Source organism: Mucilaginibacter paludis DSM 18603 (assembly GCF_000166195.2).
In the GTDB taxonomy this organism is placed as follows: domain Bacteria; phylum Bacteroidota; class Bacteroidia; order Sphingobacteriales; family Sphingobacteriaceae; genus Mucilaginibacter; species Mucilaginibacter paludis.
Window position 1 is genome coordinate 4,915,734 of record NZ_CM001403.1, and the last position, 21,377, is coordinate 4,937,110.

The 21,377-nt window shown below is 42.4% G+C and carries 20 protein-coding genes; 8 read left to right on the forward strand and 12 right to left on the reverse strand.

Features of this window, described 5'->3' with window-relative positions; genetic code table 11:
• Positions 1-31: 31 nt before the first annotated feature.
• The 3 genes from MUCPA_RS20805 to MUCPA_RS20815 are packed head-to-tail and all read right to left on the reverse strand — an operon-like array spanning position 32 to position 2,108.
• Positions 32-748, reverse strand: a complete 717-nt coding sequence (locus MUCPA_RS20805) for an SGNH/GDSL hydrolase family protein (protein WP_008509082.1) — start codon at positions 746-748, stop codon at positions 32-34.
• Complete coding sequence (gene lipB / locus MUCPA_RS20810; protein ID WP_008509084.1) at positions 745-1,467, reverse strand: lipoyl(octanoyl) transferase LipB; 723 nt, start codon at positions 1,465-1,467, stop codon at positions 745-747. Before lipB ends, MUCPA_RS20805 begins: the two co-directional genes overlap by 4 nt.
• On the reverse strand, positions 1,464-2,108 hold the full coding sequence (locus MUCPA_RS20815; RefSeq protein WP_008509086.1) for a 4'-phosphopantetheinyl transferase family protein: 645 nt from the start codon (positions 2,106-2,108) through the stop codon (positions 1,464-1,466). Before MUCPA_RS20815 ends, lipB begins: the two co-directional genes overlap by 4 nt.
• Before the next feature lie 70 nt (positions 2,109-2,178).
• On the opposite strand from MUCPA_RS20815, the gene dcd reads away from it, so the two are divergent.
• Together dcd and MUCPA_RS20825 are read left to right on the forward strand one after the other, a co-directional pair.
• A complete protein-coding gene (dcd, locus tag MUCPA_RS20820; RefSeq protein WP_008509089.1) occupies positions 2,179-2,715 on the forward strand; it encodes a dCTP deaminase in 537 nt (178 codons plus the stop codon).
• 662 nt (positions 2,716-3,377) lie between these two features.
• A complete protein-coding gene (locus tag MUCPA_RS20825) occupies positions 3,378-6,089 on the forward strand; it encodes a TonB-dependent receptor plug domain-containing protein (protein WP_008509091.1) in 2,712 nt (903 codons plus the stop codon).
• Positions 6,090-6,154: 65 nt separating this feature from the next.
• Here the strand turns inward: MUCPA_RS20825 and dxs are convergent, their stop codons facing one another.
• On the reverse strand, positions 6,155-8,083 hold the full coding sequence (dxs, locus tag MUCPA_RS20830; RefSeq protein ID WP_008509093.1) for a 1-deoxy-D-xylulose-5-phosphate synthase: 1,929 nt from the start codon (positions 8,081-8,083) through the stop codon (positions 6,155-6,157).
• 138 nt (positions 8,084-8,221) lie between these two features.
• Between dxs and MUCPA_RS20835 the strand changes: the two genes are divergently transcribed.
• From MUCPA_RS20835 to MUCPA_RS36305, 3 genes are read left to right on the forward strand one after another with little or no spacing between them, the layout of a single operon-like run.
• A complete protein-coding gene (locus MUCPA_RS20835) occupies positions 8,222-8,965 on the forward strand; it encodes a segregation and condensation protein A (protein ID WP_008509095.1) in 744 nt (247 codons plus the stop codon).
• 46 nt (positions 8,966-9,011) lie between these two features.
• Positions 9,012-10,283, forward strand: coding sequence for a serine hydroxymethyltransferase (locus MUCPA_RS20840; RefSeq protein WP_008509097.1), 1,272 nt, complete (start codon positions 9,012-9,014; stop codon positions 10,281-10,283).
• A gap of 10 nt (positions 10,284-10,293) precedes the next feature.
• A complete protein-coding gene (locus MUCPA_RS36305) occupies positions 10,294-13,425 on the forward strand; it encodes a PAS domain S-box protein (protein WP_008509099.1) in 3,132 nt (1,043 codons plus the stop codon).
• Positions 13,426-13,563: 138 nt separating this feature from the next.
• On the opposite strand, the gene MUCPA_RS20850 is transcribed toward MUCPA_RS36305, so the two are convergent.
• The 8 genes from MUCPA_RS20850 to rlmN form a co-directional block, all read right to left on the reverse strand.
• On the reverse strand, positions 13,564-14,259 hold the full coding sequence (locus MUCPA_RS20850; RefSeq protein ID WP_008509101.1) for a ComF family protein: 696 nt from the start codon (positions 14,257-14,259) through the stop codon (positions 13,564-13,566).
• 151 nt (positions 14,260-14,410) lie between these two features.
• Positions 14,411-15,049, reverse strand: a complete 639-nt coding sequence (locus MUCPA_RS20855; RefSeq protein WP_008509103.1) for an SCO family protein — start codon at positions 15,047-15,049, stop codon at positions 14,411-14,413.
• Complete coding sequence (locus MUCPA_RS20860) at positions 15,046-15,624, reverse strand: toxin-antitoxin system YwqK family antitoxin (RefSeq protein ID WP_008509106.1); 579 nt, start codon at positions 15,622-15,624, stop codon at positions 15,046-15,048. Before MUCPA_RS20860 ends, MUCPA_RS20855 begins: the two co-directional genes overlap by 4 nt.
• Positions 15,596-16,363 carry a YHYH protein gene (locus MUCPA_RS20865; RefSeq protein WP_008509108.1) on the reverse strand — a complete coding sequence of 256 codons (768 nt, stop codon included), beginning with the start codon at positions 16,361-16,363 and terminating at the stop codon, positions 15,596-15,598. The genes MUCPA_RS20860 and MUCPA_RS20865 overlap by 29 nt, the downstream gene beginning before the upstream one ends.
• Positions 16,364-16,440: 77 nt before the next feature.
• Entirely contained in the window at positions 16,441-17,019 is a 579-nt protein-coding gene (locus MUCPA_RS20870) for a Spy/CpxP family protein refolding chaperone (protein ID WP_008509110.1), read from the reverse strand.
• Between the two features lie 4 nt (positions 17,020-17,023).
• Positions 17,024-17,341, reverse strand: coding sequence for a hypothetical protein (locus MUCPA_RS20875; protein ID WP_008509111.1), 318 nt, complete (start codon positions 17,339-17,341; stop codon positions 17,024-17,026).
• Positions 17,338-17,904: an RNA polymerase sigma factor gene (locus tag MUCPA_RS20880; protein ID WP_008509113.1), complete on the reverse strand. Its 567-nt coding sequence runs from the start codon at positions 17,902-17,904 to the stop codon at positions 17,338-17,340. The genes MUCPA_RS20875 and MUCPA_RS20880 overlap by 4 nt, the downstream gene beginning before the upstream one ends.
• A gap of 266 nt (positions 17,905-18,170) precedes the next feature.
• Complete coding sequence (rlmN, locus tag MUCPA_RS20885; protein ID WP_008509115.1) at positions 18,171-19,223, reverse strand: 23S rRNA (adenine(2503)-C(2))-methyltransferase RlmN; 1,053 nt, start codon at positions 19,221-19,223, stop codon at positions 18,171-18,173.
• 146 nt (positions 19,224-19,369) lie between these two features.
• On the opposite strand from rlmN, the gene MUCPA_RS20890 reads away from it, so the two are divergent.
• From MUCPA_RS20890 to MUCPA_RS20900, 3 genes are read left to right on the forward strand one after another with little or no spacing between them, the layout of a single operon-like run.
• A complete protein-coding gene (locus MUCPA_RS20890) occupies positions 19,370-20,542 on the forward strand; it encodes an amidohydrolase family protein (RefSeq protein WP_008509117.1) in 1,173 nt (390 codons plus the stop codon).
• 45 nt (positions 20,543-20,587) lie between these two features.
• The gene (locus tag MUCPA_RS39590) at positions 20,588-20,881 is read left to right on the forward strand and encodes a type II toxin-antitoxin system HigB family toxin (RefSeq protein WP_008509118.1); all 294 of its coding nucleotides are present in this window, start codon (positions 20,588-20,590) and stop codon (positions 20,879-20,881) included.
• A gap of 5 nt (positions 20,882-20,886) precedes the next feature.
• A complete protein-coding gene (locus MUCPA_RS20900) occupies positions 20,887-21,243 on the forward strand; it encodes a helix-turn-helix domain-containing protein (RefSeq protein ID WP_008509120.1) in 357 nt (118 codons plus the stop codon).
• The last annotated feature ends 134 nt before the right edge of the window (positions 21,244-21,377 follow it).

Genomic DNA, 21,377 nt, shown 5'->3' on the forward strand with positions numbered 1-21,377 from the left:
AATTTACGACAATTGTCTTGTAGTTTCAAAATTATTTTAGCTTTTCAGCCACCATCGGCGCAAGCCGCTCAACCCATTCGCTATACATTTTAGCGGAAGGATGCAAGCCATCAGAGGCCACCAATGCAGCATCATGAGTGGCCCGGCGCGATATATCGGTAATAGCTAAATAATTCACTCCGGCTTTAATGCTTTCATGCTGGTTAATTGCGTTAAACTGATCAATCTCGGTAGCTATCCTGCTTTTATCGGAGTTTTGTGCAAAAGGTGTTACGCTGTAATCAGGAATAGAGAGTACAAACACTTTGTGCTTATCGCCACCGGCAAAAGCTATAGCGGTGTTTAATAACTGTACAAATTCGGTATGGTATTCGCTTTGGCTGTAGCCCCTGTATTGGTTGTTAACGCCGATAAGCAAGGTAACCAAATTATATTTTTGGCTGATATGTGCCTGAGCTATGCCTTCCTTCAGGTCGCCTGTGGTCCATCCGGTAACGGCAATAACATCAGGAGCTGCAATGTTAATACCTTGTTTAGCCAGCTTGTTTTTTAACTGGTAGGGGAACGACTCCGATTGCTTAACCGCTTCGCCAATGGTATAAGAATCGCCCAGGGCGAGGTAAGTATAATGGGCTTGGGGCTCCGGTTTTATAACCGAAGCCAGGTTTTCAGTTTGCATTTTTGTTGTTTTTTTAGCACCGCTTGTAAAAGCTGCCAGGCTCATCAATAGCCACAAGTAAGTTTTCATACCACATCCATTTCAAACAATACGGAAATATGGTGTAGTAAGGTTTTTTTTACGTCGTTAATATTTATTTCTTTACCCAATTCGGCCTGTAGGGATGTTACCGCTTTATCATCAATACCGCAGGGCACAATGTTTTTAAAATAAGCCAGATCGGTATTTACATTAAAGGCCAACCCGTGCATGGTGACCCAACGGCTGCAGCGTACGCCCATAGCGCATATTTTACGGGCCCTTTCGGGGATGTCGGCATCCAGCCAAACGCCTGTATAGCCCGGATATCGTTCTCCCTTTAAACCGTAATCGGCCATGGTTAAAATAACGGCTTCCTCGAGCGTGCGCAGGTATAGGTGGATATCGGTGAAAAAATTATCCAGGTCTAAAATAGGATAGGCTACAATTTGCCCCGGCCCATGATAGGTAATATCGCCGCCGCGGTTTATCGTATAATAAGTGGCGTGTTTTTCGGCCAGGCCTTTTTCGTCCAATAATAAATTTTCCGCGTGGCCGCTTTTGCCTAAAGTATAAACATGAGGGTGTTCGCAAAAAACAAGGTAGTTGGGCGTTTTTAATTCTGCGGTACTGCCGGGTAGTTCAGTTTCCTGGTTTCTTATTTCTGTTTTCAGTTTAACCGTTCCGGCTAATAGCTCTTCCTGTTTTTCCCAGGCTTGTTTATAATCTGTTAGCCCCCAGTCGGTAAATATTACTTGTTTATTCTTCATTGTTTAGCCTTAACATAACCAATCATATAATCGCCAAAAGGCATATAGTTTACATCAAAATTGAGTTTGATATCGCCTTTCTCAATATTTGCCTTAATGGAACCCGGCGTATCCCAATCTGCTATATCCAGCCGGATATGGTCTAAAAAAGAAATCACCTTGCGTCCGTTACATTTGTACACCGCTTCTTTGGCGCACCAGCAAATGTAAAGCTGTTCTATTTTGTGTTCGGGCTCAATGAGGGCGAGTTCCTGTTCGTTTAAAAATTTGTGGGCTATCCGCTCTACTTTGTGGCTGATCAACTCAATATCAATACCAACAGCCTTGGTTTTGCTTAGCATAACGGCGGCGTAATCAAACGAGTGGCTTAGCGAGATATGGTAGGGCATATTCACCAGGTAGGGTTTGCCATGCTCATCAACCTGGCAATCAATATACTCATCGGTATGTAACATGGTACGCAGTAATACCCGGGTGCCTAACCAGTGTAAATGGCGCTTGCCATTCCCTAACGATTCAATGTAAGCTTTTTCCCTGCCGTTTAACTGGAGTTGATTATACAGTTCATCCGCTCCCTCTTCAATTTTCCAAAGAGCGAACTCGGTATCGTCATCAACCTGCATTCTGAACGCAATAGCCATAAAGTAAAATTGCAAATAACGTGCAAAATTATATCAAATAATTCTAATTTAGGCCATTTGAAAGAAGTATATGATTTTATCGGATAAACGTATTTTAGAGGAGATAGAGAAGGGCAATATTATCATCGAACCATTCAATCGCGAAAAGCTGGGTACCAACTCTTATGATGTCCATTTAGGCAAATACCTGGCTAATTATAAAAGCCGGGTTCTGGATGCTAAAGAGCATAACGAAATAGAACATTTTGAAATCCCCAAAACCGGATTTGTGCTGCAGCCCGGCACACTTTACCTGGGGGTAACCGTGGAGTATACCGAAACGCATGCCCATGTGCCGTTTTTAGAAGGTAAATCAAGCACAGGTCGTTTAGGTATTGATATCCACGCTACCGCCGGCAAAGGCGATGTAGGTTTTTGCAATACCTGGACGTTAGAAATATCTGCCACCCAACCGGTAAGGATATACGCCGGGATGCCCATTGGCCAATTGATTTATTTTGTAGTTGAAGGCGACATTGAAACCCTATACAATACCAAAAGCAACGCCAAATACAATAACCCCACAACGCGGCCGGTTGAAAGTATGATGTGGAAGAATAAGTTTTAGGAGCCCCACCCAAACCCTCCCGGTAGGTAGGGCTAAAAAAAAGTCTCCCCAACCGGGGGAGATTTAGAGGGGGCTTTTTTCCCCTGTAGCGAATAATCACCAGGCTTCAAACGTCATGCCTATTTTTTTTCGGTCGGCCAGGTTTGTTATTTATAATGGCGCCTTCTTAAGTTATTGATTATCAATATCGAATCGTCATTGCGAGGTACGAAGCAATCTCTACATAGGCAGAGCGGCTCTACAGGTTCTCCATGTATATTATAAAGACGTGTACTTAAGTTTTTGATTGTCAGTGCGTCTGTTTTTGCGTTAATAATCAGTAGCTCTTAATTTACAGCATCGGCCCGCTCAATCGCCGCGGAAGAGCTTATTACTTATTGTCTTGATACAAAAAGTAACCAAAAACCGACCGTAGGGAGCTCATGAACACCTTGAAAAAACAAACACAGGTGAATAAAATCAAGACTGCCCGATCCTTCCACCCACAGGCCAGCTCCCGGCCCGGCGTGCAGTCAGGCTTTTGCGCACTTTCTTTCTGCACCTAACAATCTACAAGTTCAAACGTCATCCGTATTTTTTTCCGGTTGGCCTGATCTGTCACTTATAAAGCCTCACCACCCATTTTTGTTTTTCTTGTTTTTATGTCGATATTTAACATATCTATGAAAACGAAGAAGTTACTGATTGCCATTTTATTGTTTGGGAGTATTGCCGGGTTAACAGGCTTTGCGAAATTTGACGATGATATCATCAAAAGAATTGCAACGCAATTAGAAAAATGGACTTCCGATAATCCGCAGGAGAAGGTTTACCTGTACCTGGATAAGCCCTACTACGCCGTTGGCGACAATATCTGGTTTAAGGCCTATATAACCGTAGGAGCTAAGCACCAGTTATCAGCCCTTAGCGGGATACTGAACGTTGAGCTGATTAACGATAAAGACTCCATAAAAAAAGCGCTCAAATTACCCATCAGTTCGGGCTTAGCCTGGGGCGATTTTAAACTGGCAGATTCGTTAGCCGAAGGTAATTATCGCATCCGCGCCTATACCAACTGGATGCGCAACGCAAGCGACGATTACTTTTTTGATAAAACCATACAGGTGGGCAACTCCATCAGCAATAAGGTTTTTACCAAGGCCGATTACGGCTATGCTACACAAAATAATCAGCAAAAAGTAAATGCAACGGTTAACTATAGCGATGCCGATGCAAAACCTTTTGCAGGCAAGAACGTAAGTTACGAAGTGCAACTCGATTTCAGATCGATAGCCAAAGGTAAAGGCGTTACCGATAATGCAGGCAACATCAGCTTTTCGTTTTTAAATAATATGCCAACCTTGCTTAAAAGCGGCAAGATAGTAACCCATATTAAGTTAGACGATAAGGAAACCATCACCAAAGTTTTGCCGGTTAAAGCTACATCTGCTAAAGTAGATGTGCAGTTTTTTCCCGAAGGCGGAAACCTGGTGAATGGCGTCAGGGAGCGGGTAGCTTTTAAGGCAGTAGGGGCCGATGGGCTTGGCGTGGATGTTAAAGGCACCATAGTAGACAATGAAAATAACGAAGTGGCAAAAATAGAGAGCGAGCATTTGGGTATGGGCCTATTTATGTTTGTTCCGCAAGCAGGTAAAACCTATTCTGCCAAGGTTACTTATCCGGATGGCAGTGGGGGCGTGTTTAGTTTACCCCAGGCTACAGATCGTGGCTTTGTATTGAATGTTTACAATAACACTGATGATCCTGAGGTTACGGTAAAGATATCTTTAAGTCAGACTACGTTGATTGAAAGCGCCAATGCCGACATCAACATTGTGGCGCAACAGGGCGGAAATATCCTATATGCGGCTAAAACCAAACTGGAATCGCTGGTATCTACAACCAAAATTGCTAAAAGTCGTTTTCCGTCGGGTATCGTACAATTTACATTATTCTCGTCAAAAGGCGAACCGCTAAACGAACGGATCATCTTTATCCAAAATCCCGATCAGCTCAACCTGTCTTTAAGCACAGACAAGCCAACTTATGCGCCGCGCGAAAAAGTGAAATTAAACCTGGAAGCCAAAAGCCAGGACAAGCCTGTATTGGGCAGCTTTTCGGTAGCGGTTATTGACGAAACCAAGGTGCCCGTTGATGAGAATGAGGAGAGTACGATATTATCCAATATCCTGCTGACATCGGATATTAAGGGTTATATCGAAAAACCTAATTATTACTTCGCCAACGTTAGTGATAAAACAAAAAAAGACCTGGACATTTTGATGCTTACCCAGGGTTATCGCCGCTTTTTATGGAAGCAAATTATGGCCGATAATTTTCCGCCGCTTGCCTTTCAACCCGAAAAAACATTAGACATTACAGGGCATTTAAAAACCTTAGGTGGTAAAGCCGTTCCGCACGGAAAAGTATCGCTGTTCACTACAAGCGGAGGCGTATTTTACTTAGACACCGTAACTGATGAGCAGGGAAAATTTGCTTTTAAAAACTTGATTTTTACCGACAGTATACGCTTTGTGATACAGGCACGAACAGTGAAAGACCGGAGGAATGTCCAAATAGACTTGGATAATATTGCACCACAGGTAGTTAGCAGAAGCAAAAACTCGGGCGATATTGTGGTGAATATCAATAGCAAGATGGCAGCATACCTGCAGAATAGTAAAAAGCAATACGACGATTTTTTAAAGTATGGCATTGTTACCAAGGCTACCATATTAAAGGAGGTAAGTATATCCGAAAAAAAACAACCGCTTAAAAATTCAAGTAATTTAAACGGTGCCGGTAACGCCGACCAGGTGATTAAAAGCGACCAGCTTTCGTCCTGCTCCACCCTGTCGCAATGTTTATTGGGCCGCATTAATTTTGTAAACTTCAGAAACGGCATGGCCTATTCTACCCGCAGCCCCAATACACCCATGCTTATTGTGGTTGACGGTGTGGCCATGGAACCCGACTTTTTAGATCAGCTTAGCCCTACCGATGTTGAAAGCGTTGAGGTGTTAAGAACGATAGCTAACACAGCGATATACGGATCAAGAGCAGGTGGCGGTGTATTGGTAATAACCACCAAGCGCGGCGAGCCTAATTACAGTTACCAGCGCTATTCGCCGGGTATCATCACTTATAGCCCATTGGGCTATTATAGGGCCAGGCAGTTTTACTCGCCGCAGTATGATGATCCTAAAACCAACGCGCGTGTTGCCGATTTGCGTACCACCATATTTTGGAAACCCAATGTACTTACCGATAAAAATGGTAATGCCAGCGTTGGCTTTTTTAATGCCGATAGCCCCGGCACCTATAGGGCCGTAGTTGAAGGGATTGATGGCGAGGGTAACATTGGCCGGAAGATTTACCGGTATAAAGTGCAGTAATGTATTTGATTTTCTATCATAAACTAAAAGGACCTTCTCTGTTTCCGGAGAAGGTTCTTTTAGTTTTACGATGCTATGGTTTGCGTCGTTCTTTTTACAGCTATATTTCTAACCTGGGCTGCAATGCTATGTGCGTTGTAACCGCACTCGGCCCAAAGTTCGGGCTGTTCACCATGTTCGATAATTTGATCCGGAATACCCAGGCGAATCACCCTGGCCCTGTAATTATGATCACTCATAAATTCAACAACGGCGCTACCCATGCCGCCTTGCAGGCAACCATCTTCTACCGTAATCACCTTATCAAATTGCGTAAATACCTCGTGAAGCAAAGCTTCATCTAAAGGTTTTACAAAGCGCATGTCGTAATGTGCCGGGTGATAACCTTCGGAGTTTAATTCGGTAAAGGCTTTGACAACCTCGTTGCCTATGGCGCCAATAGAAAGTATGGCTACATCCTCGCCATCACAAATTTTACGGCCTTTTCCTACCGGAAGGGCTTTCATAGGCCGCTGCCAGTCAACCATCACACCATTACCACGAGGATACCTGATCACGAATGGCCCCATATTATCCTGCTGGGCGGTAAACATCAGGTTGCGCAGTTCTTCCTCGTTCATCGGGGCGGACACGATCATGTTCGGTATGCAGCGCATATAAGCCAGATCGTAAGCGCCATGATGGGTTGGGCCGTCGGCACCGGCTAAACCGGCCCTGTCCAGGCAAAAAACAACATTCAGTTTCTGTATCGCTACATCATGTATCACCTGGTCGTATGCGCGTTGCATAAAACTCGAATAGATATTGCAAAAAGGTACCAATCCCTGGGTAGCAAGCCCGGCAGAAAATGTTACCGCATGCTGCTCGGCAATGCCAACGTCAAAAGCACGCTTGGGCATGGCTTTCATCATTAAATTTAACGAGCACCCGCTTGGCATGGCAGGTGTGATGCCCATAATTTTAGGATTCTTTTCGGCCAACTCAATAATGGTATGGCCAAAAACATCCTGGTATTTTGGAGGTTGCGGTTTGTCATAAACCGTCTTTTTAATTTCGCCGGTAATTTTGTCAAACAAACCCGGCGCATGCCACTTGGTTTGGTCCTTTTCGGCTAAGGCATAGCCCTTGCCTTTTACGGTTACGCAATGCAGCAGTTTAGGCCCCGGAATATCGCGCAGATCCTGCAGCACCTTTACCAGGTGTTCAACATCGTGCCCGTCTATCGGCCCAAAGTATCTGAATTTAAGGGCTTCAAAAAAATTACTCTTTTTAAGTAAGGTACCTTTAATGCTTTTCTCAATCTTCTGCGCCATTTTAAAGGCATCAGGGCCTATCGACGAGATCTTGGAGAGCATTTTGGCTATATCGTCCCTGAAACGGTTATATTGTTTTGAGGTAGATATATCGGTTAAATATTCTTTAAGTGCCCCCACATTGGGGTCTATCGACATGTTATTGTCGTTTAAGATCACCAGTAGGTTTGAGTTTTCAATACCGGCATGGTTCAGCGCTTCAAAAGCTAAGCCCGCGCCCATCGAGCCATCGCCAATTACGGCAACGTGCTGCCGATCGGTCTCGCCCTTGTATTGTGATGCCACGGCCATGCCTAAGGCGGCCGATATGGATGTTGACGAATGGCCTACGCCAAAACTGTCATACTCGCTTTCAGCACGCTTAGGGAAACCGCTTATCCCGCCGTGAACACGGTTGGTATCAAAAATTTCGCGCCGCCCGGTTAGTATTTTATGGCCATAGGCCTGGTGCCCCACATCCCAAATTAATTGGTCGTAGGGAGTGTTTAAAACATAATGGAGCGCAACGGTTAATTCAACAACGCCTAAACTTGCACCAAAGTGCCCGCCATTCACCGAAACTACGTCAATAATATACTGGCGTAGCTCCTGACTAAGTTGCTTTAAATCTTCTTCCTTAAGTTGTTTTAAATCAGAAGGATAGTTTATTTGTTGCAGTAAATTTCCCGCAGATACTTTCATTTAATATTGTACAGTAAAATAAAGGTACAAATTTATGTTATTTACTTGCTAAAACCATGATAAAATCTTGGCGATTTATTATAACCGTATTTTTATGCCGTTTTTTATATAAATGGCTTATTTTTGGGGAGTTGAGTTATGGTTGAAGAAAATTTTGAAATTCATTTGCCACAGTTTGAGGGTCCGTTTGATTTGCTGCTGTTTTTTATTGAGCGGGATGAACTGGACATTCACGAGATTTCAATATCCCGCATTACCGATGATTTTTTGAATTATATTCACCAGATGAACAGCCTCAATATGGAGCTGGCCAGCGAGTTTATTTTTGTTGCCGCAACCCTGATGCGTATTAAAGCTAAAATGTTGCTGCCGCGATATGAACTTGACGAAGAGGGCAACGAGGTTGACCTGAAGCAGGACCTGATCAGGAAGCTGATAGAGTACAAAAAATTTAAGCTGGTTTGCGAGGAGCTGAAGCCAATGGAAGAGCAACGCCTGATGCAGGAGAAGCGGGGCGCTATCCACCTGGATATGGAAGCCGTTGCTGGTTTGGCGGCCCCCGGCGAAGAGTTGGAGAGTTTTGACTTGTATAAGTTAATGAACGTTTACCACCGCGTAATTAACCGTTACCGCAGCCGGAGCCAGGAGGTAAAACATACCGTTGTGCAATACCCTTACACCATTGAGCAACAGAAAAAAGCTATTGGCGCATTGCTTGATATTAATAAAAGGCTTGATTTTGGCCAATTAGCCAAAAACTCGGAAAATAGGGTGCATTTTGTTTATAATTTTTTAGCCGTACTGGAGATGCTGCAACAGGAACTGGTAGATATTCAGATCGGTTTAGGATACAATAATTTTTGGATATCCGCTAAAATTTAAGTCGCCGAATAAAATTTGGTTACCTTAGCGGCATTTAATCAATGCAATGAAAAGAGATAAACTAATTTTTAATTTACTTGCTGAAGAACAAGAACGCCAGGAAGAAGGTTTGGAGCTTATCGCTTCAGAAAACTTTGTTAGTAAACAAGTAATGGAAGCTGCAGGCTCTGTGGCAACCAATAAATATGCCGAGGGATTACCCGGAAAACGCTATTACGGTGGCTGCGAAGTGGTTGATGAAATTGAAACTATAGCCATTGAGCGTGCTAAGCAATTGTTTAACGCTGTTTGGGCCAATGTGCAGCCACACTCTGGCGCACAGGCAAACGCTGCGGTAATGCTGGCCTGTTTACAACCTGGCGATAAAATATTAGGATTTGATCTCTCGCACGGTGGTCACTTAACCCATGGCTCGCCCGTAAACTTTTCGGGTAAGTTATACAAGCCGTTTTTTTACGGAGTGGTAAAAGAAACCGGCTTAATTGATTATGACCAGTTAAGAAAAACAGCGCTGGCCGAAAAACCGAAGATGATTATCTGCGGAGCTTCAGCATACTCGCGCGATTGGGATTATGCGTTTATCCGCAAGGTTGCCGATGAGGTTGGCGCCCTGGTATTAGCCGATATTTCTCACCCTGCCGGTTTAATAGCCCGTGGTTTATTGACCGATCCGCTTCCGCATTGCCATATCGTTACAACAACCACCCACAAAACTTTACGCGGCCCACGCGGCGGCATGATTTTGTTAGGCCAGGATTTTGAAAACCCCTGGGGATTAAAAACCCCTAAAGGCGAGTTGAGAATGATGTCGGCCTTGTTGGATTCGGCCGTATTCCCTGGTACACAGGGTGGTCCGTTGGAGCACATCATCGCTGCAAAGGCGGTAGCCTTTGGCGAAGCGTTAACCGATAGCTATATGAAATATATATTGCAGGTTAAAAAGAATGCTACAGCCATGGCGGATGCATTTACCAAACTGGGGTATAACATCGTTTCGGGTGGAACCGATAACCACTTGATCCTGCTTGATCTGCGTAACAAAAATATCTCGGGTAAGGATGCCGAAAACGCTTTAGTGAAGGCCGATATCACCGTAAACAAAAATATGGTTCCTTTTGATGATAAGTCGCCTTTTGTAACATCGGGTATCAGGGTTGGTACTGCCGCTATTACAACCCGTGGTTTAAAAGAAAAAGAGATGGAAAAAATTGTAGAATTGATAGATTCTGTAATTATCGATCACGAAAACGAACATAACATTAAAAAAGTACGTAAAAAGGTTAACGAGTTAGTGGAAAAATTTCCATTATATAAGTAACTTTAGTACAATGGTTTTGCCTCGTAATCCCGTTCCTGAAAATGAATCTGAGCGTGTGGCCGCTCTTAAATCATATCAGGTATTGGATACCCTTCCGGAACAGGATTACGATGCGATTACCCGTTTAGCTTCTTACATTTGCGAAACTCCCGTTGCTCTTGTTTCGCTTATTGATGCCGACAGGCAATGGTTTAAATCCAGAGTTGGTTTTGATCTATCCGAGGTACCCCGTTCTGATGCCTTTTGCCGTTATACTATTCTTGGCGATGATATCATGGAAATTCCGGATACCTTAGAGGATGAGCTTTTTGCCAACAATATATTTGTTACCGGCGAGCCCCGGGTCAGGTTTTATGCCGGCGCGCCTCTGATCGATAACCAGGGTTTCCGGTTGGGTTCTCTGTGCGTTATTGACAGCATTCCCCACAAACTTACCTCAGAGCAGCGTGACGCTTTGCAAACGCTCGCACGCGGAGTAATATCGCATTTAACGCTACGAAAACAAAAAAACGAACTCGAAGAGCGTTTAAAGTTACATACCGAATTTTTCAACCTTTTTAATAACTCTCCCGAAATCCATTGTATAATGGATAAAAGCGCCAATATTGAATTGATCAACGATTCGGTGACGCGCGTTTTAGGATACACGCCTCAGGAATCAATAGGTAAGCCAATATGGTTTTTTTTTGAGGAGGATGATCGTACGCGTTTATCAAAAGTGGTTGAAGAGGGCCTGAGGAATAAAAAGAAAACGTTTGAGCTTGAAACCCGCATTGTTGCGCGTAATGGAGATATCAAATGGATTAGCTGGTCGGTTATTGCCAAGGGCCAAAGCTGGTACGCCAGCGGTCGCGATAATACCTATCAAAAAAAGATATTAGCCGATCTGGAACTGCTGTCGTTGGTTGCCAGTAAAGTAAGCAATGGTGTGGTAATTAGCAATGCTGATGGCGGCATCATCTGGACCAATAACGCCTTTACCGATATTACCGGGTTTACTTATGATGATGTAAAGGGGAGGGCCCTGAGCGGGAGCCTGACCGGAGAGAGTACGGATGTGGCAACCATTAACGAGATGAGGAACCTCACCGAAAATCGCCGTTCGTTTGAAAAGGATTTACAGATTTACCGTAAGGACGGTTCCACATTATGGGTATCATTTAATAATTCGATTATTTTTGATGATTGCGGTAACGTTGATAAATACGTAGAGGTATTGGTTGATATTACCAAGCGCAAAAATGCAGAACTGGACAGGGAGATCTTATCATTTGCTGCTCAAAAATCACCAAGTGGTATTTTGATACGCGATGGGCGGGGGGAGGTGATATGGATGAACGAAGCCCTGGAGCATATATTAGGTTATGCTTTAAGCGAAATGCGGGGCAAAGTTTTTGGGACCTTGCTGGTGGGTGAAGATACCGATCTTGCCGTTTTTCAGGACGCCGTAAAAGCCACCAGCGAGAGACGGCCGTACGAAATTGAGATCAAGATTTACAAAAAAGACCGGACGCCGATATGGGTACTGCTGTCAAATAATCCCATGATTGATGAGGAAGGCAATGTGGTGAGGCAAACCAGCGTTGTAATTGATATTACCAAGCGGAAAGAAGCCGAAGAGGAGCTGACAACGTTATCGTTAGTGGCCAGTAGCACTACCAGCGGTGTTGTAATTAACGATAAGGACGGCTGTGTTGAATGGGTGAACGATGCCTTTGAAAAAATTACGGGTTATAACTTAACCTCGGTGTATCAACGTCATATAGGCGATGTGCTTAAAGGTGAACTGACAGATGTGGCGCTTATCGAAAAGGCCCGCGAGTTGTCAAGGAATAAGCAATCTTTTGAACTTGATTTACTGATATACCGGAGTGATGGGCAACCCATTTGGGTATCGGTTATTAATTCTGTTATTTTTGACAGTAATGGCGGGGTAAGTAAATACGTGGAGGTTTTAATTGACATCACCGCCAAAAAGAACGCTGAACAGCAGTTGATAGATGCAAAGGAAGAAGCCTTGCAATTGAATACAGCGAAAGATATGTTTATATCGGTGATGAGTCATGAGATTCGTACCCCACTTAACGCTGTAATAGGGATTTCCAACTTGTTGATTGAGGATAATCCCAGTCATTCGCAACAGGAAAATTTAAAAATACTGAAGTTTTCTGCTGATAATTTAATGACCCTGATTAACGATGTGCTCGATTTTACCAAAGTTGAAACTGGGAATGTTGAGTTGGAGAAAACGAATTTAAATATCAGGGAACTGGTTGATAGTGTAGTCAATTCTTTGCAGTATAAAGCTGAGGCTAAGCATATTTACATCCGGACGGATATTGACGAGCAGCTGCCGCTTGACATTTTAGGCGACAAAACCCGCATCTGCCAGATATTGTTGAACCTGGTAGGTAATTCGGTTAAGTTTACCGAGAAAGGCGGTGTAACTATCGATCTGAAATTGATAGAGCAAACAGCAGGGCAGGTAAGGATACGGTTTGAGGTTTCTGATACCGGGATAGGCATCCCGCCTGATAAATTAAACACGGTTTTTGAGTCGTTTAAACAGGCGCAAACTGATACAACGCGTTTATATGGAGGCACAGGTTTAGGCTTGGCAATTACCAAGCGTTTGATTGAGTTGCACGATTCAAGGATAAATGTAGAGAGCGTATACGGGCATAGTTCTAAATTTTGGTTTACAATCACGTTTGATAAAGGAAGGAATATTTTGAATAATAGTACAGTAGAAGTTAAAATAGCGCTTAAGTTGAATATTTTAGTTGTAGATGATAATCACATCAACCGTTTGCTGATTGATAAGGTGATGAAAAAGTGGGGTATTACTGCTGATTTTGCCGAAAATGGTTTGATAGCCATCAACAAGATTGAAACTAATCATAATTACGACATTGTATTGATGGATATCCACATGCCCCAGATGGGGGGAGTAGAAGCAACGAAGATACTCCGTGCGATGGAAGATCCGTATTACAGGCAACTGCCGATTATTGCCTTAACCGCTTCGGTGCTGAATGACCAGATGGACATGATCGGAGAATCGGGCATGAATGATTATATTCTGAAACCATTTGATCAGAAGGTGCTATACGATAAGATAAGCAAGTACTCTAAAGAATAAGGCGTTGAGTTGTTGTTAGCTAACCTTCGCCATCCGGAGATCTATCATTCGGAATGTAAAGCGGAGATGGAGATTTAACACCACTCGTTTTATGCTTTGCCTAATTGCATGTGCTATTCAAACACCGCTGGCTATAACCTATTCTGCATAGGCTATGGCGGCAATGCTTAGGGTAAGGCCCGGTATTTTAAGCAGCTCAATGCCGCAGGCTTCAAGGGTAGATCCTGTGGTAACAATATCATCAACCAGCAACACATGTTTACCGGCTAATTTTTCGGGTTTTTTTACACTGAACACTTCCTTCATGTTTTCGTATCGCGAAAAGCGCGATTTTTTTGTTTGTGTTTGCGTGTGTTTAAGTCTGATGAGGTTTTCACAATCAACCTGAATATTCATTTTTACGGCCAGGCCCTGCGCAAAGTGGTCGCTCTGGTTATATCCCCTCAGTTTTAATTTTTTCGGATGGAGCGGAACCGGGATAACCACATCAATAGTTTGATAGGCTGGGGTTGCCCCTAATTGCTTTCCTGCAATTTCGCCAAGCCTGTTACCTATGCGCGGCATATTTTTATATTTAAACTGGTGCATCATATTTTGCACCTTGCCGCCTTTGGTAAAATAAAGTAAAACATAAACGAGCTGTAAATCAATGCGTCCCCAAAACTGCCTTGCCACTACATTATCTTTTTGCTGATGAAAATTGGTATAAGGCAGGTCATAAACGCAATTCATGCAAATCATATCCTCGCCGTTCACCAGGCTACAGCCGCAGGCCTGGCATAACTCAGGAAAAATTAAAGCCACAAAATCCTTAAGGTAAGTGCGTACGCTCATGATGCAGCTGAAATTAATGGATTACTTTAATATAAAAAAGTGGTAGCCGATTTATATTAACCAACGGCCAACAAAGGATGGCAGTGCCGTATTACCTTTTAAGACGTAAAATCAACGTTATCTCATGTGCTTGACAGCCGCCAGTACAAAACTAATCTACTTCTTGTTCCAGCATTTTAATATGCCTTACCAGGTTTTCAATCTCAAAGTCAATGGTGCCGTTATAAACACCGCGGATGTGGCGGTGCCCATCAACCAAAACAAAATTTTCGGTATGTAAAAACTGAGAAAAGTCTTTATTATATCCAACGGCATCTTCCGCAAAATAACCTTTACGGGCAATTTCGTAAATTTGCTGCTTATTGCCGGTAAGCAGGTGCCAGTTGGGGTTGACTATGTTTTTTTGTTTGGCATAGCTTTTTAAAATGGAGGGGTTGTCAAGCGCAGGTGTTACCGAGTGGGAGAGCATCAACACGCGTTGATCATTTATAAACGCATGGGCTACCTTATTCATGTTGTCAGTCATCTTAGGGCATATACTGCCACATTTGGTGAAAAAGAAGTTCACTACATAAATTTTATGGGCTACTGTTTTATCCGTAATGCTTTTGCCATCCTGATCGGTAAAGCTAAAACCGGGTATGGTGTGCAGGGTTTGAAATCCGGCGGTAGTTTTGTCAATCCAAATCGGCTTGAAGTCGGGTGTATCAAAATAAGGCAGGCCAGTTTGGGCCGGCTTTTGATGACAAGCCGATAACATGATCACTAAAGTGAAAAGTATTGTTTTCATTGCTGTTTACTTACCTTGTTTACACATAGTTTCTGGCCAAAAAGGCCAAATTTCTCGCCGTTAACAATTACATAGTTGGCTCTTATCGTACCATCTTCCCACCACATTTGCTCGCTACCATCTTCATGGCCTTTAACATAATGAAATATCCGGAACACTCTTCCGTTTTCCAGCCATTCTTTTACTTCGCCCTCATATTCATCATTGCTAAAGCGATATTCAAATTTCAACTTTCCGTTTGGCCACCAGCCGAGGTGTATACCCTCTTTTTTACCGTCATCAAAAAAACGCTCCTGGGCAAGTTGGCGGTTAGGATACCACCATTTCATGATACCGTTTTGCTTGCCGTTTTTATAGGGAATGATCTTAGCCGTGTCGCCATTTTCAAACAGCTCGTAGGTTAAGCCTGTAAAGGGTCTGTTTTCCAAACATAAAATACCCTGGGTGTGTTTAAGCCGGCTATCTTCGGTATTAACAGATACATGGTTTAATGGCTCATTTTTACAACTGGCAATGAGCACCATTAATGCAAATACCGCAAATAGTTTATTGAGATATGGTTCCGGGAGTGCCATAAAATCCATTTCCGTTAATGTAAGGGTCAGCTGATGTAATGTGATAGTGATAGATACCGTTCGGGTAATCGGCGGTAGCCGTTGTATGTCCGTGGTAAACATCCAAATCGGCGTTGGTTATCGTTTTGCTATTTTCGGTTGGGCCGTAAACGGGGAAACCATCCAGTAAAAATCCTATCAGGGCATCTTTTCCTTTGGTACTTGTTAGGTAAAAAGGCTCTGCATGGTAATGGTAAACCCCGCTTAGTTGCGGGTGGCCGCCATATTGATCAAACCCGTTTATCTCGTTAGTTAGCGGTGCGCGCATGGCAGCATACTGGTTAAAAATGGCTATCCCGTTAATGGCCACACCCATAGCTCCCAATGGTGTTGATGCATGGCTGGCAGCAACCGCCGGATGTAAGGGGATTTTATAAGTAGCATCATTTTCGGCAATGGTATTTGGGTTTTGTTGCCAGTTGGGGTTAGTGCCATTATAAGCTTCGTATTTAGTAGATGCCCATTGCGTGCCCTGGTAATAAGGAGATTTATGATCGGGAAGATTTTTTGCCTTGATCACTACAAAGTCGCCCTCAATATAAATGTCGGTAGCGCCGTAAATTTTTTTGTAAACGTCAGGCACATTGGCGCCTATATTGGTAACTGTACTGGTATCAGTATTGGACGAATTTTTTTTACAGGCGCATATAATTATCGTTAGTAACGCGATACTGCTGGCAAGGAATAGTTTAGCTTTCATGATGAGAGGAAAAAGGGTTTATCTGTAATTAGATGCTTTGGGCCTTTAAATCCTGCGGGCCATACCAAAAAATATTTTTAATTGTGTGGTGGTCCCTCGGGCGGAAGGTTTTGCCCTGGCCTCATATCCTCGGGTGGCGGCCCTTGCGGTCGTTCGCTCTCTTCGCCATGGAGCCCTCCCAGGCGTTGGCCCGGTTTGCGGCCCGGTCCGCTCATCATACGTACTACATCCTGTATAATGCTGTCAAATTTTTGTTGCTGTGCCATGGTTAAAATGGCACGTAGCTCTCTGAAATGATATAGGGTAGCCTTTTCAACAAGGGATTGGTTATTGCTAATTCTGTCCGACAGTCGGTTAATCAGCGCTGTATCTATTTTGGGCGCTTTAATGTAATTGAACAGGCTATCGTGCAACAGATGGTTTTGCCGGCTAAGCGTGTTAGTTAGCTGCCGGTGTTTATTTCGCATAACGGCGAATAGCTCCTGCTGTTTTGTTGTAAGGGAAAGGGTGCTTATCAAGATGTCTTTCGGTTCCATAGCTGGACCGTAATTGCCATGGCCGGGCCTGCTTTTATGGAACCACATCAAAGCCAATACCCCACTGTTAATAATGAGCAGTATAATTACCACAGCTAACCAAAGTTTATAATTCTTCATCGTTTTAATAACTGTATTGATCTGTATTTAAATGATACTCGCTGGCAAGAGCTTCTGCAGCCGAACTTTGTGCCTTGATATGTTGTTTGGGCACTGTGTTCAACATTAAATAGCTCGCTATATTTAAACCTATAAACAGTGCCAGGGCAACACTTAGCTTGGACATGGTTTTTACACCGGCAAGGTTATTACATTGATTTTTATATAACATGCGGCTTTGTATTTTGGCAAATAAAAAGCTGTTGGCTTCCAACTGCTGCAATTGATCAAGGCTCGCCAAAGTTTCATCCGCTAATTGCTCTATCTCGTTTTTGGTTTTCATGCTGTATAATAGTTTACTAATAGTTTTTTTAAATTGGCTTTAGCTCTTGTTAATAGCGATTCAACCGCTCCCTCACTGATCTGCATAATTTCGGCGATCTTTTGCTGACTGCAGTCCTGCGTTTTTTGAAGCAGAAAGGCTGTTTTTTGTTTTTCCGGCAGTTTATCGAGCGCACTAAACAAAATCTGAGCCTTTTCTTTATTTTCAGCTAACACGCCAGGGTGGTCTGTGTCGGCTTGCTGATGCAATAATTCGTTATCACTGTCAAATAAACTGGTGATTACGGCCCAGCGCTTTTTGCGGTTTTTGTGCCTTATAAAATCTAAACTTTCGTTAACACTGATCCGGTAGATCCAGGTGCTCAATTTTGATTGTTGTTTAAAGCTGCCCGCAGTTTCAAATATTTTGATGAATACGTTCTGGGTAATATCTTCCGCGTCGTCTGCATGGCGAATGAAACCCAATACAGTATTGTATACCCTGTTTTTATGGGTATCTACCAATAACCTGAAGGCTTTTTCGTCACCCTTAACTAAATCCTGTAATAGTTGCTGCTCTGTCAATCTCTAAATTTGATCACAACTAATTTGACGAGAATAAAATCAAAATCCTTCGGTGGGAGAAAAGAATAATTGGAATTGTTTGTGCTGGCCTGTGCCAAACCGGCGCCAGGAGTGCAGCAGAAGGCGTCAGTTTTCTTACCTGCTTAAATAATTAGCCAGGTTCAAAATATCACCTTTGCTTTGGGTACACCGGGGCAGTTACACAATGCTGCTCTGTTAATATTATAGCAAAGCGGAGATATTTTAAAGGTGAGTTTCAAGCCCCACTAAACAACCGCTTTCTCTTTAATAGCCAACTGCCCGCAGGCGGCATCAATATCTTTACCACGGCTTCGGCGAACATTGGTGTTGATATCCTGCTTACGCAGATAATCGGCAAAGGCTTCTATTTTATCAACGTCAGCATTGGTATAACTGGCGAAGGAGATCGGGTTATACTCAATAATATTTACTTTACAGGGGATATGCTTGCAAAAGGCGGCTAACTCAACGGCATCTTGTATCTCATCATTAAAATCGTTAAATACAATGTACTCGTAAGTAACGGGGTTTTTGGTTTTAGCGTAGTAGTATTTCAATGCTTCGGCTAAAGCCTTTAACGAGTTTTGCTCGTTAATCGGCATAATCTCGTTACGTTTGGCGTCATTAGCAGCATGCAGAGATAGGGCCAGGTTGAATTTTACCTGGTCGTCGCCCAGTTTTTTTATCATTTTGGCAATGCCCGCAGTAGAAACCGTGATTCTTTTTGCCGCCATATTCAGGCCATCTTCCGCAGTAATCCGTTCTATCGATTTTAAAACGTTAGCATAATTAAGCAAGGGCTCGCCCATGCCCATGTACACTATATTAGTTAAGTGATGATCGTAGTTTTGGCGCGCCTGCTGATCGATCAGCACTACCTGGTCGTATATCTCGTCCGGGTTGAGGTTACGTTTCCGTTCCATATATCCTGTAGCACAAAATTTACATGTGAGGCTGCAACCTACCTGGGATGATACACAGGCCGTCATCCGGTCGTCTGCCGGAATTAAAACACCTTCAATTAAATGCCCATCGTGTAAAATAAAAGAATTTTTTATAGTTTTATCCGCGCTAAATTGCGAAGTGTTTACTTTAACATTGTTGATGGTAAATTGCTCTTCAAGTTTTTGGCGGAGTTCTTTAGAAAGATTGCTCATTTCATTAAAAGAAAAGCAGGATTTTTTCCAGAGCCATTCATAAACTTGCTTTGCCCTGAAACTTTTTTCACCTAATTCTAAAAAAAGTTTCTGCAAAGCCTCGTAGCTTAAACTGCGGATATCTGTCTTGTTTGCTTGCATTGTTTTGCAAAGTTACTTAAATTTAAAAATCTATCTTTTTGCATCTAATGTTTTTATTCAAATAACTCAAAACATTACTTTAAGTTAATAGTATTTATTCTTAAAGCAATTTTTTAAAGTTAATAAAGGCATTAATTTACTGTTTAATGAAAAAATTTAAAGCCGATTACATTTTTCCCGTTAATGCCGATCCGATAAAAAATGGAATTGTAACAGTTGACGATTCCGGACAAATAGTAGCCCTCGACGATGGAGTATCAAATCAGGGCAATGATATCAAAATAGAAAAACTGGAGGGCATTATCTGCCCCGGTTTTATTAACACGCATTGCCATGTTGAGCTCTCGCATTTAAAAAGCAAAATAACAGCCAAAAAAGGGCTTGTTAATTTTATCAAGGAGGTACAAACACATCGCCATGCCGATGAAATCGCCATACTTGATGCAGCGAAAGCCGCCGACCAAGAGATGTACCAGAATGGTATTGTTGCCGTGGGCGATATAGCTAACAGCGCGGCTACAATTCAATTAAAAAACGAAAGCAAACTATACTATCATACCTTTATTGAGGTATTTAGCTTTTTGCCCTCCAGGGCGCAGGCAGTTTTTAATGATGCCCTTGCTTTATGCAACCAATTTAAATCATTACCATGCTCTGTTACACCGCATGCACCGTATTCGGTGAGCAAGGAGTTGTTTAGAAGCATCAATAAATTATCTGAAGAACGGCCTAACCTCATTAGCATCCATAACCAGGAAAGCCAGGAGGAGAATAAGCTATACCGTTATAAACTGGGCGAGTTTATCGATCTGTATAATTTTTTTAAGATTGATATTTCGTTTTTTAGGCCGCAGGCGCGTAATTCCATACAAACCGTGGTGCCGCTGCTCACAAACAAACAAAATATATTGCTGGTACATAATACCTTTACCAATTTAAAGGATATTTACTTTGTTAAACGGTTTGATCGCAAAATAAACTGGTGCTTTTGCCCCAACGCAAATTTGTATATTGAAGATCAGCTGCCCAAAATTGATCTCTTTCTTGATCAGGGTTTTAACATTACACTCGGTACCGATAGCTTAGCATCTAATTATAAACTTTGCATCCTGAGCGAAATGCGCACCATTCAGGATAATTTTACCGGTATCAGTTTTGCACAAATGCTGCCCTGGGCTACACTTAATGGAGCTAAGTTTTTAGGCATTGCCGATGATAAGGGATCAATTGAAGTGGGTAAAACACCGGGACTAAATTTGATTACCGGGCTCGATAATTTCAGGATAACTGATCATACTAAGGTTAGGAGATTGATTTAAAAAAAATGTTCCCATTTTGGGAATTTTAACTACCTTTGATTCTAAATGCGGATAATAACCAGGAGCGCGTTGCGAAATTTTTGGCTTAAACATGCTAACAGTGAGCAAGCCTTGAAGTCGTGGTATCATGAAGCGGAAAAAAGTACATGGATGAATTCCCATGATATCAAGGCTGAATATCCAAGCGCAAGTATACTCCCTGACAATAGGATAGTTTTTAACATTAAAGGCAGTTCGTATCGGCTCATTGTTAAAGTAAGCTATTCTCATCAAATGGTTTGGATACCTTTTATTGGTACACATGCTGAATATGATAAAATAGATGCGGCTAAAATTTAAAACAAATGAACATTAAGCCTATAAAAATAGAAGCAGATTATGCGGATGCTCTAAAAAGGCTCGAAATTATTTTTGATGCTGAACCCAATACACCAGAAGGGGATGAACTGGAAGTATTAGGTATATTGATAGATAATTATGAGAAAATTCATTTTCCGATAGATTTGCCTGATCCAATTGAAGCTATCAAATTCAGGATGGAGCAGTTAAATTATAGCAATCATGATTTGGCAAAAATAATTGGACTGAAAAGCCGTGTGAGCGAAATACTAAATAAAAAGCGTAAGCTATCTATTAATATGATCCGTAGGCTGCACAGCGCACTAAGTATTCCAACCGATGTATTGGTACAGGAATATTAATAATTTCAAACAAAATGTTTTAAACCTTATTATTTGATCCATTTATTGATGGATAGCTAACAATACAAAGTTTAACATTATAAAATACTAATAACTCTTTTAAAATCTTCCTTAATTGAAGTTTCAGAGCGGCC

What these genes read in the sequence shown, in the direction of transcription:
- MUCPA_RS20860 (WP_008509106.1), bottom strand. Translation starts at nt 15,624, where the DNA reads ATGGCACTCCCGGAACCATATCTCAATAAACTATTTGCGGTATTTGCA.
- dxs (WP_008509093.1), bottom strand. Translation starts at nt 8,083, where the DNA reads ATGAAAGTATCTGCGGGAAATTTACTGCAACAAATAAACTATCCTTCT.
- MUCPA_RS36305 (WP_008509099.1), top strand. Translation starts at nt 10,294, where the DNA reads ATGGTTTTGCCTCGTAATCCCGTTCCTGAAAATGAATCTGAGCGTGTG.
- MUCPA_RS20815 (WP_008509086.1), bottom strand. Translation starts at nt 2,108, where the DNA reads ATGGCTATTGCGTTCAGAATGCAGGTTGATGACGATACCGAGTTCGCT.
- MUCPA_RS20875 (WP_008509111.1), bottom strand. Translation starts at nt 17,341, where the DNA reads ATGAAAACCAAAAACGAGATAGAGCAATTAGCGGATGAAACTTTGGCG.
- dcd (WP_008509089.1), top strand. Translation starts at nt 2,179, where the DNA reads ATGATTTTATCGGATAAACGTATTTTAGAGGAGATAGAGAAGGGCAAT.
- MUCPA_RS20850 (WP_008509101.1), bottom strand. Translation starts at nt 14,259, where the DNA reads ATGAGCGTACGCACTTACCTTAAGGATTTTGTGGCTTTAATTTTTCCT.
- lipB (WP_008509084.1), bottom strand. Translation starts at nt 1,467, where the DNA reads ATGAAGAATAAACAAGTAATATTTACCGACTGGGGGCTAACAGATTAT.
- MUCPA_RS20805 (WP_008509082.1), bottom strand. Translation starts at nt 748, where the DNA reads ATGAAAACTTACTTGTGGCTATTGATGAGCCTGGCAGCTTTTACAAGC.
- MUCPA_RS39590 (WP_008509118.1), top strand. Translation starts at nt 20,588, where the DNA reads ATGCGGATAATAACCAGGAGCGCGTTGCGAAATTTTTGGCTTAAACAT.
- rlmN (WP_008509115.1), bottom strand. Translation starts at nt 19,223, where the DNA reads ATGCAAGCAAACAAGACAGATATCCGCAGTTTAAGCTACGAGGCTTTG.
- MUCPA_RS20835 (WP_008509095.1), top strand. Translation starts at nt 8,222, where the DNA reads ATGGTTGAAGAAAATTTTGAAATTCATTTGCCACAGTTTGAGGGTCCG.
- MUCPA_RS20825 (WP_008509091.1), top strand. Translation starts at nt 3,378, where the DNA reads ATGAAAACGAAGAAGTTACTGATTGCCATTTTATTGTTTGGGAGTATT.
- MUCPA_RS20890 (WP_008509117.1), top strand. Translation starts at nt 19,370, where the DNA reads ATGAAAAAATTTAAAGCCGATTACATTTTTCCCGTTAATGCCGATCCG.
- MUCPA_RS20840 (WP_008509097.1), top strand. Translation starts at nt 9,012, where the DNA reads ATGAAAAGAGATAAACTAATTTTTAATTTACTTGCTGAAGAACAAGAA.
- MUCPA_RS20855 (WP_008509103.1), bottom strand. Translation starts at nt 15,049, where the DNA reads ATGAAAACAATACTTTTCACTTTAGTGATCATGTTATCGGCTTGTCAT.
- MUCPA_RS20900 (WP_008509120.1), top strand. Translation starts at nt 20,887, where the DNA reads ATGAACATTAAGCCTATAAAAATAGAAGCAGATTATGCGGATGCTCTA.
- MUCPA_RS20870 (WP_008509110.1), bottom strand. Translation starts at nt 17,019, where the DNA reads ATGAAGAATTATAAACTTTGGTTAGCTGTGGTAATTATACTGCTCATT.
- MUCPA_RS20865 (WP_008509108.1), bottom strand. Translation starts at nt 16,363, where the DNA reads ATGAAAGCTAAACTATTCCTTGCCAGCAGTATCGCGTTACTAACGATA.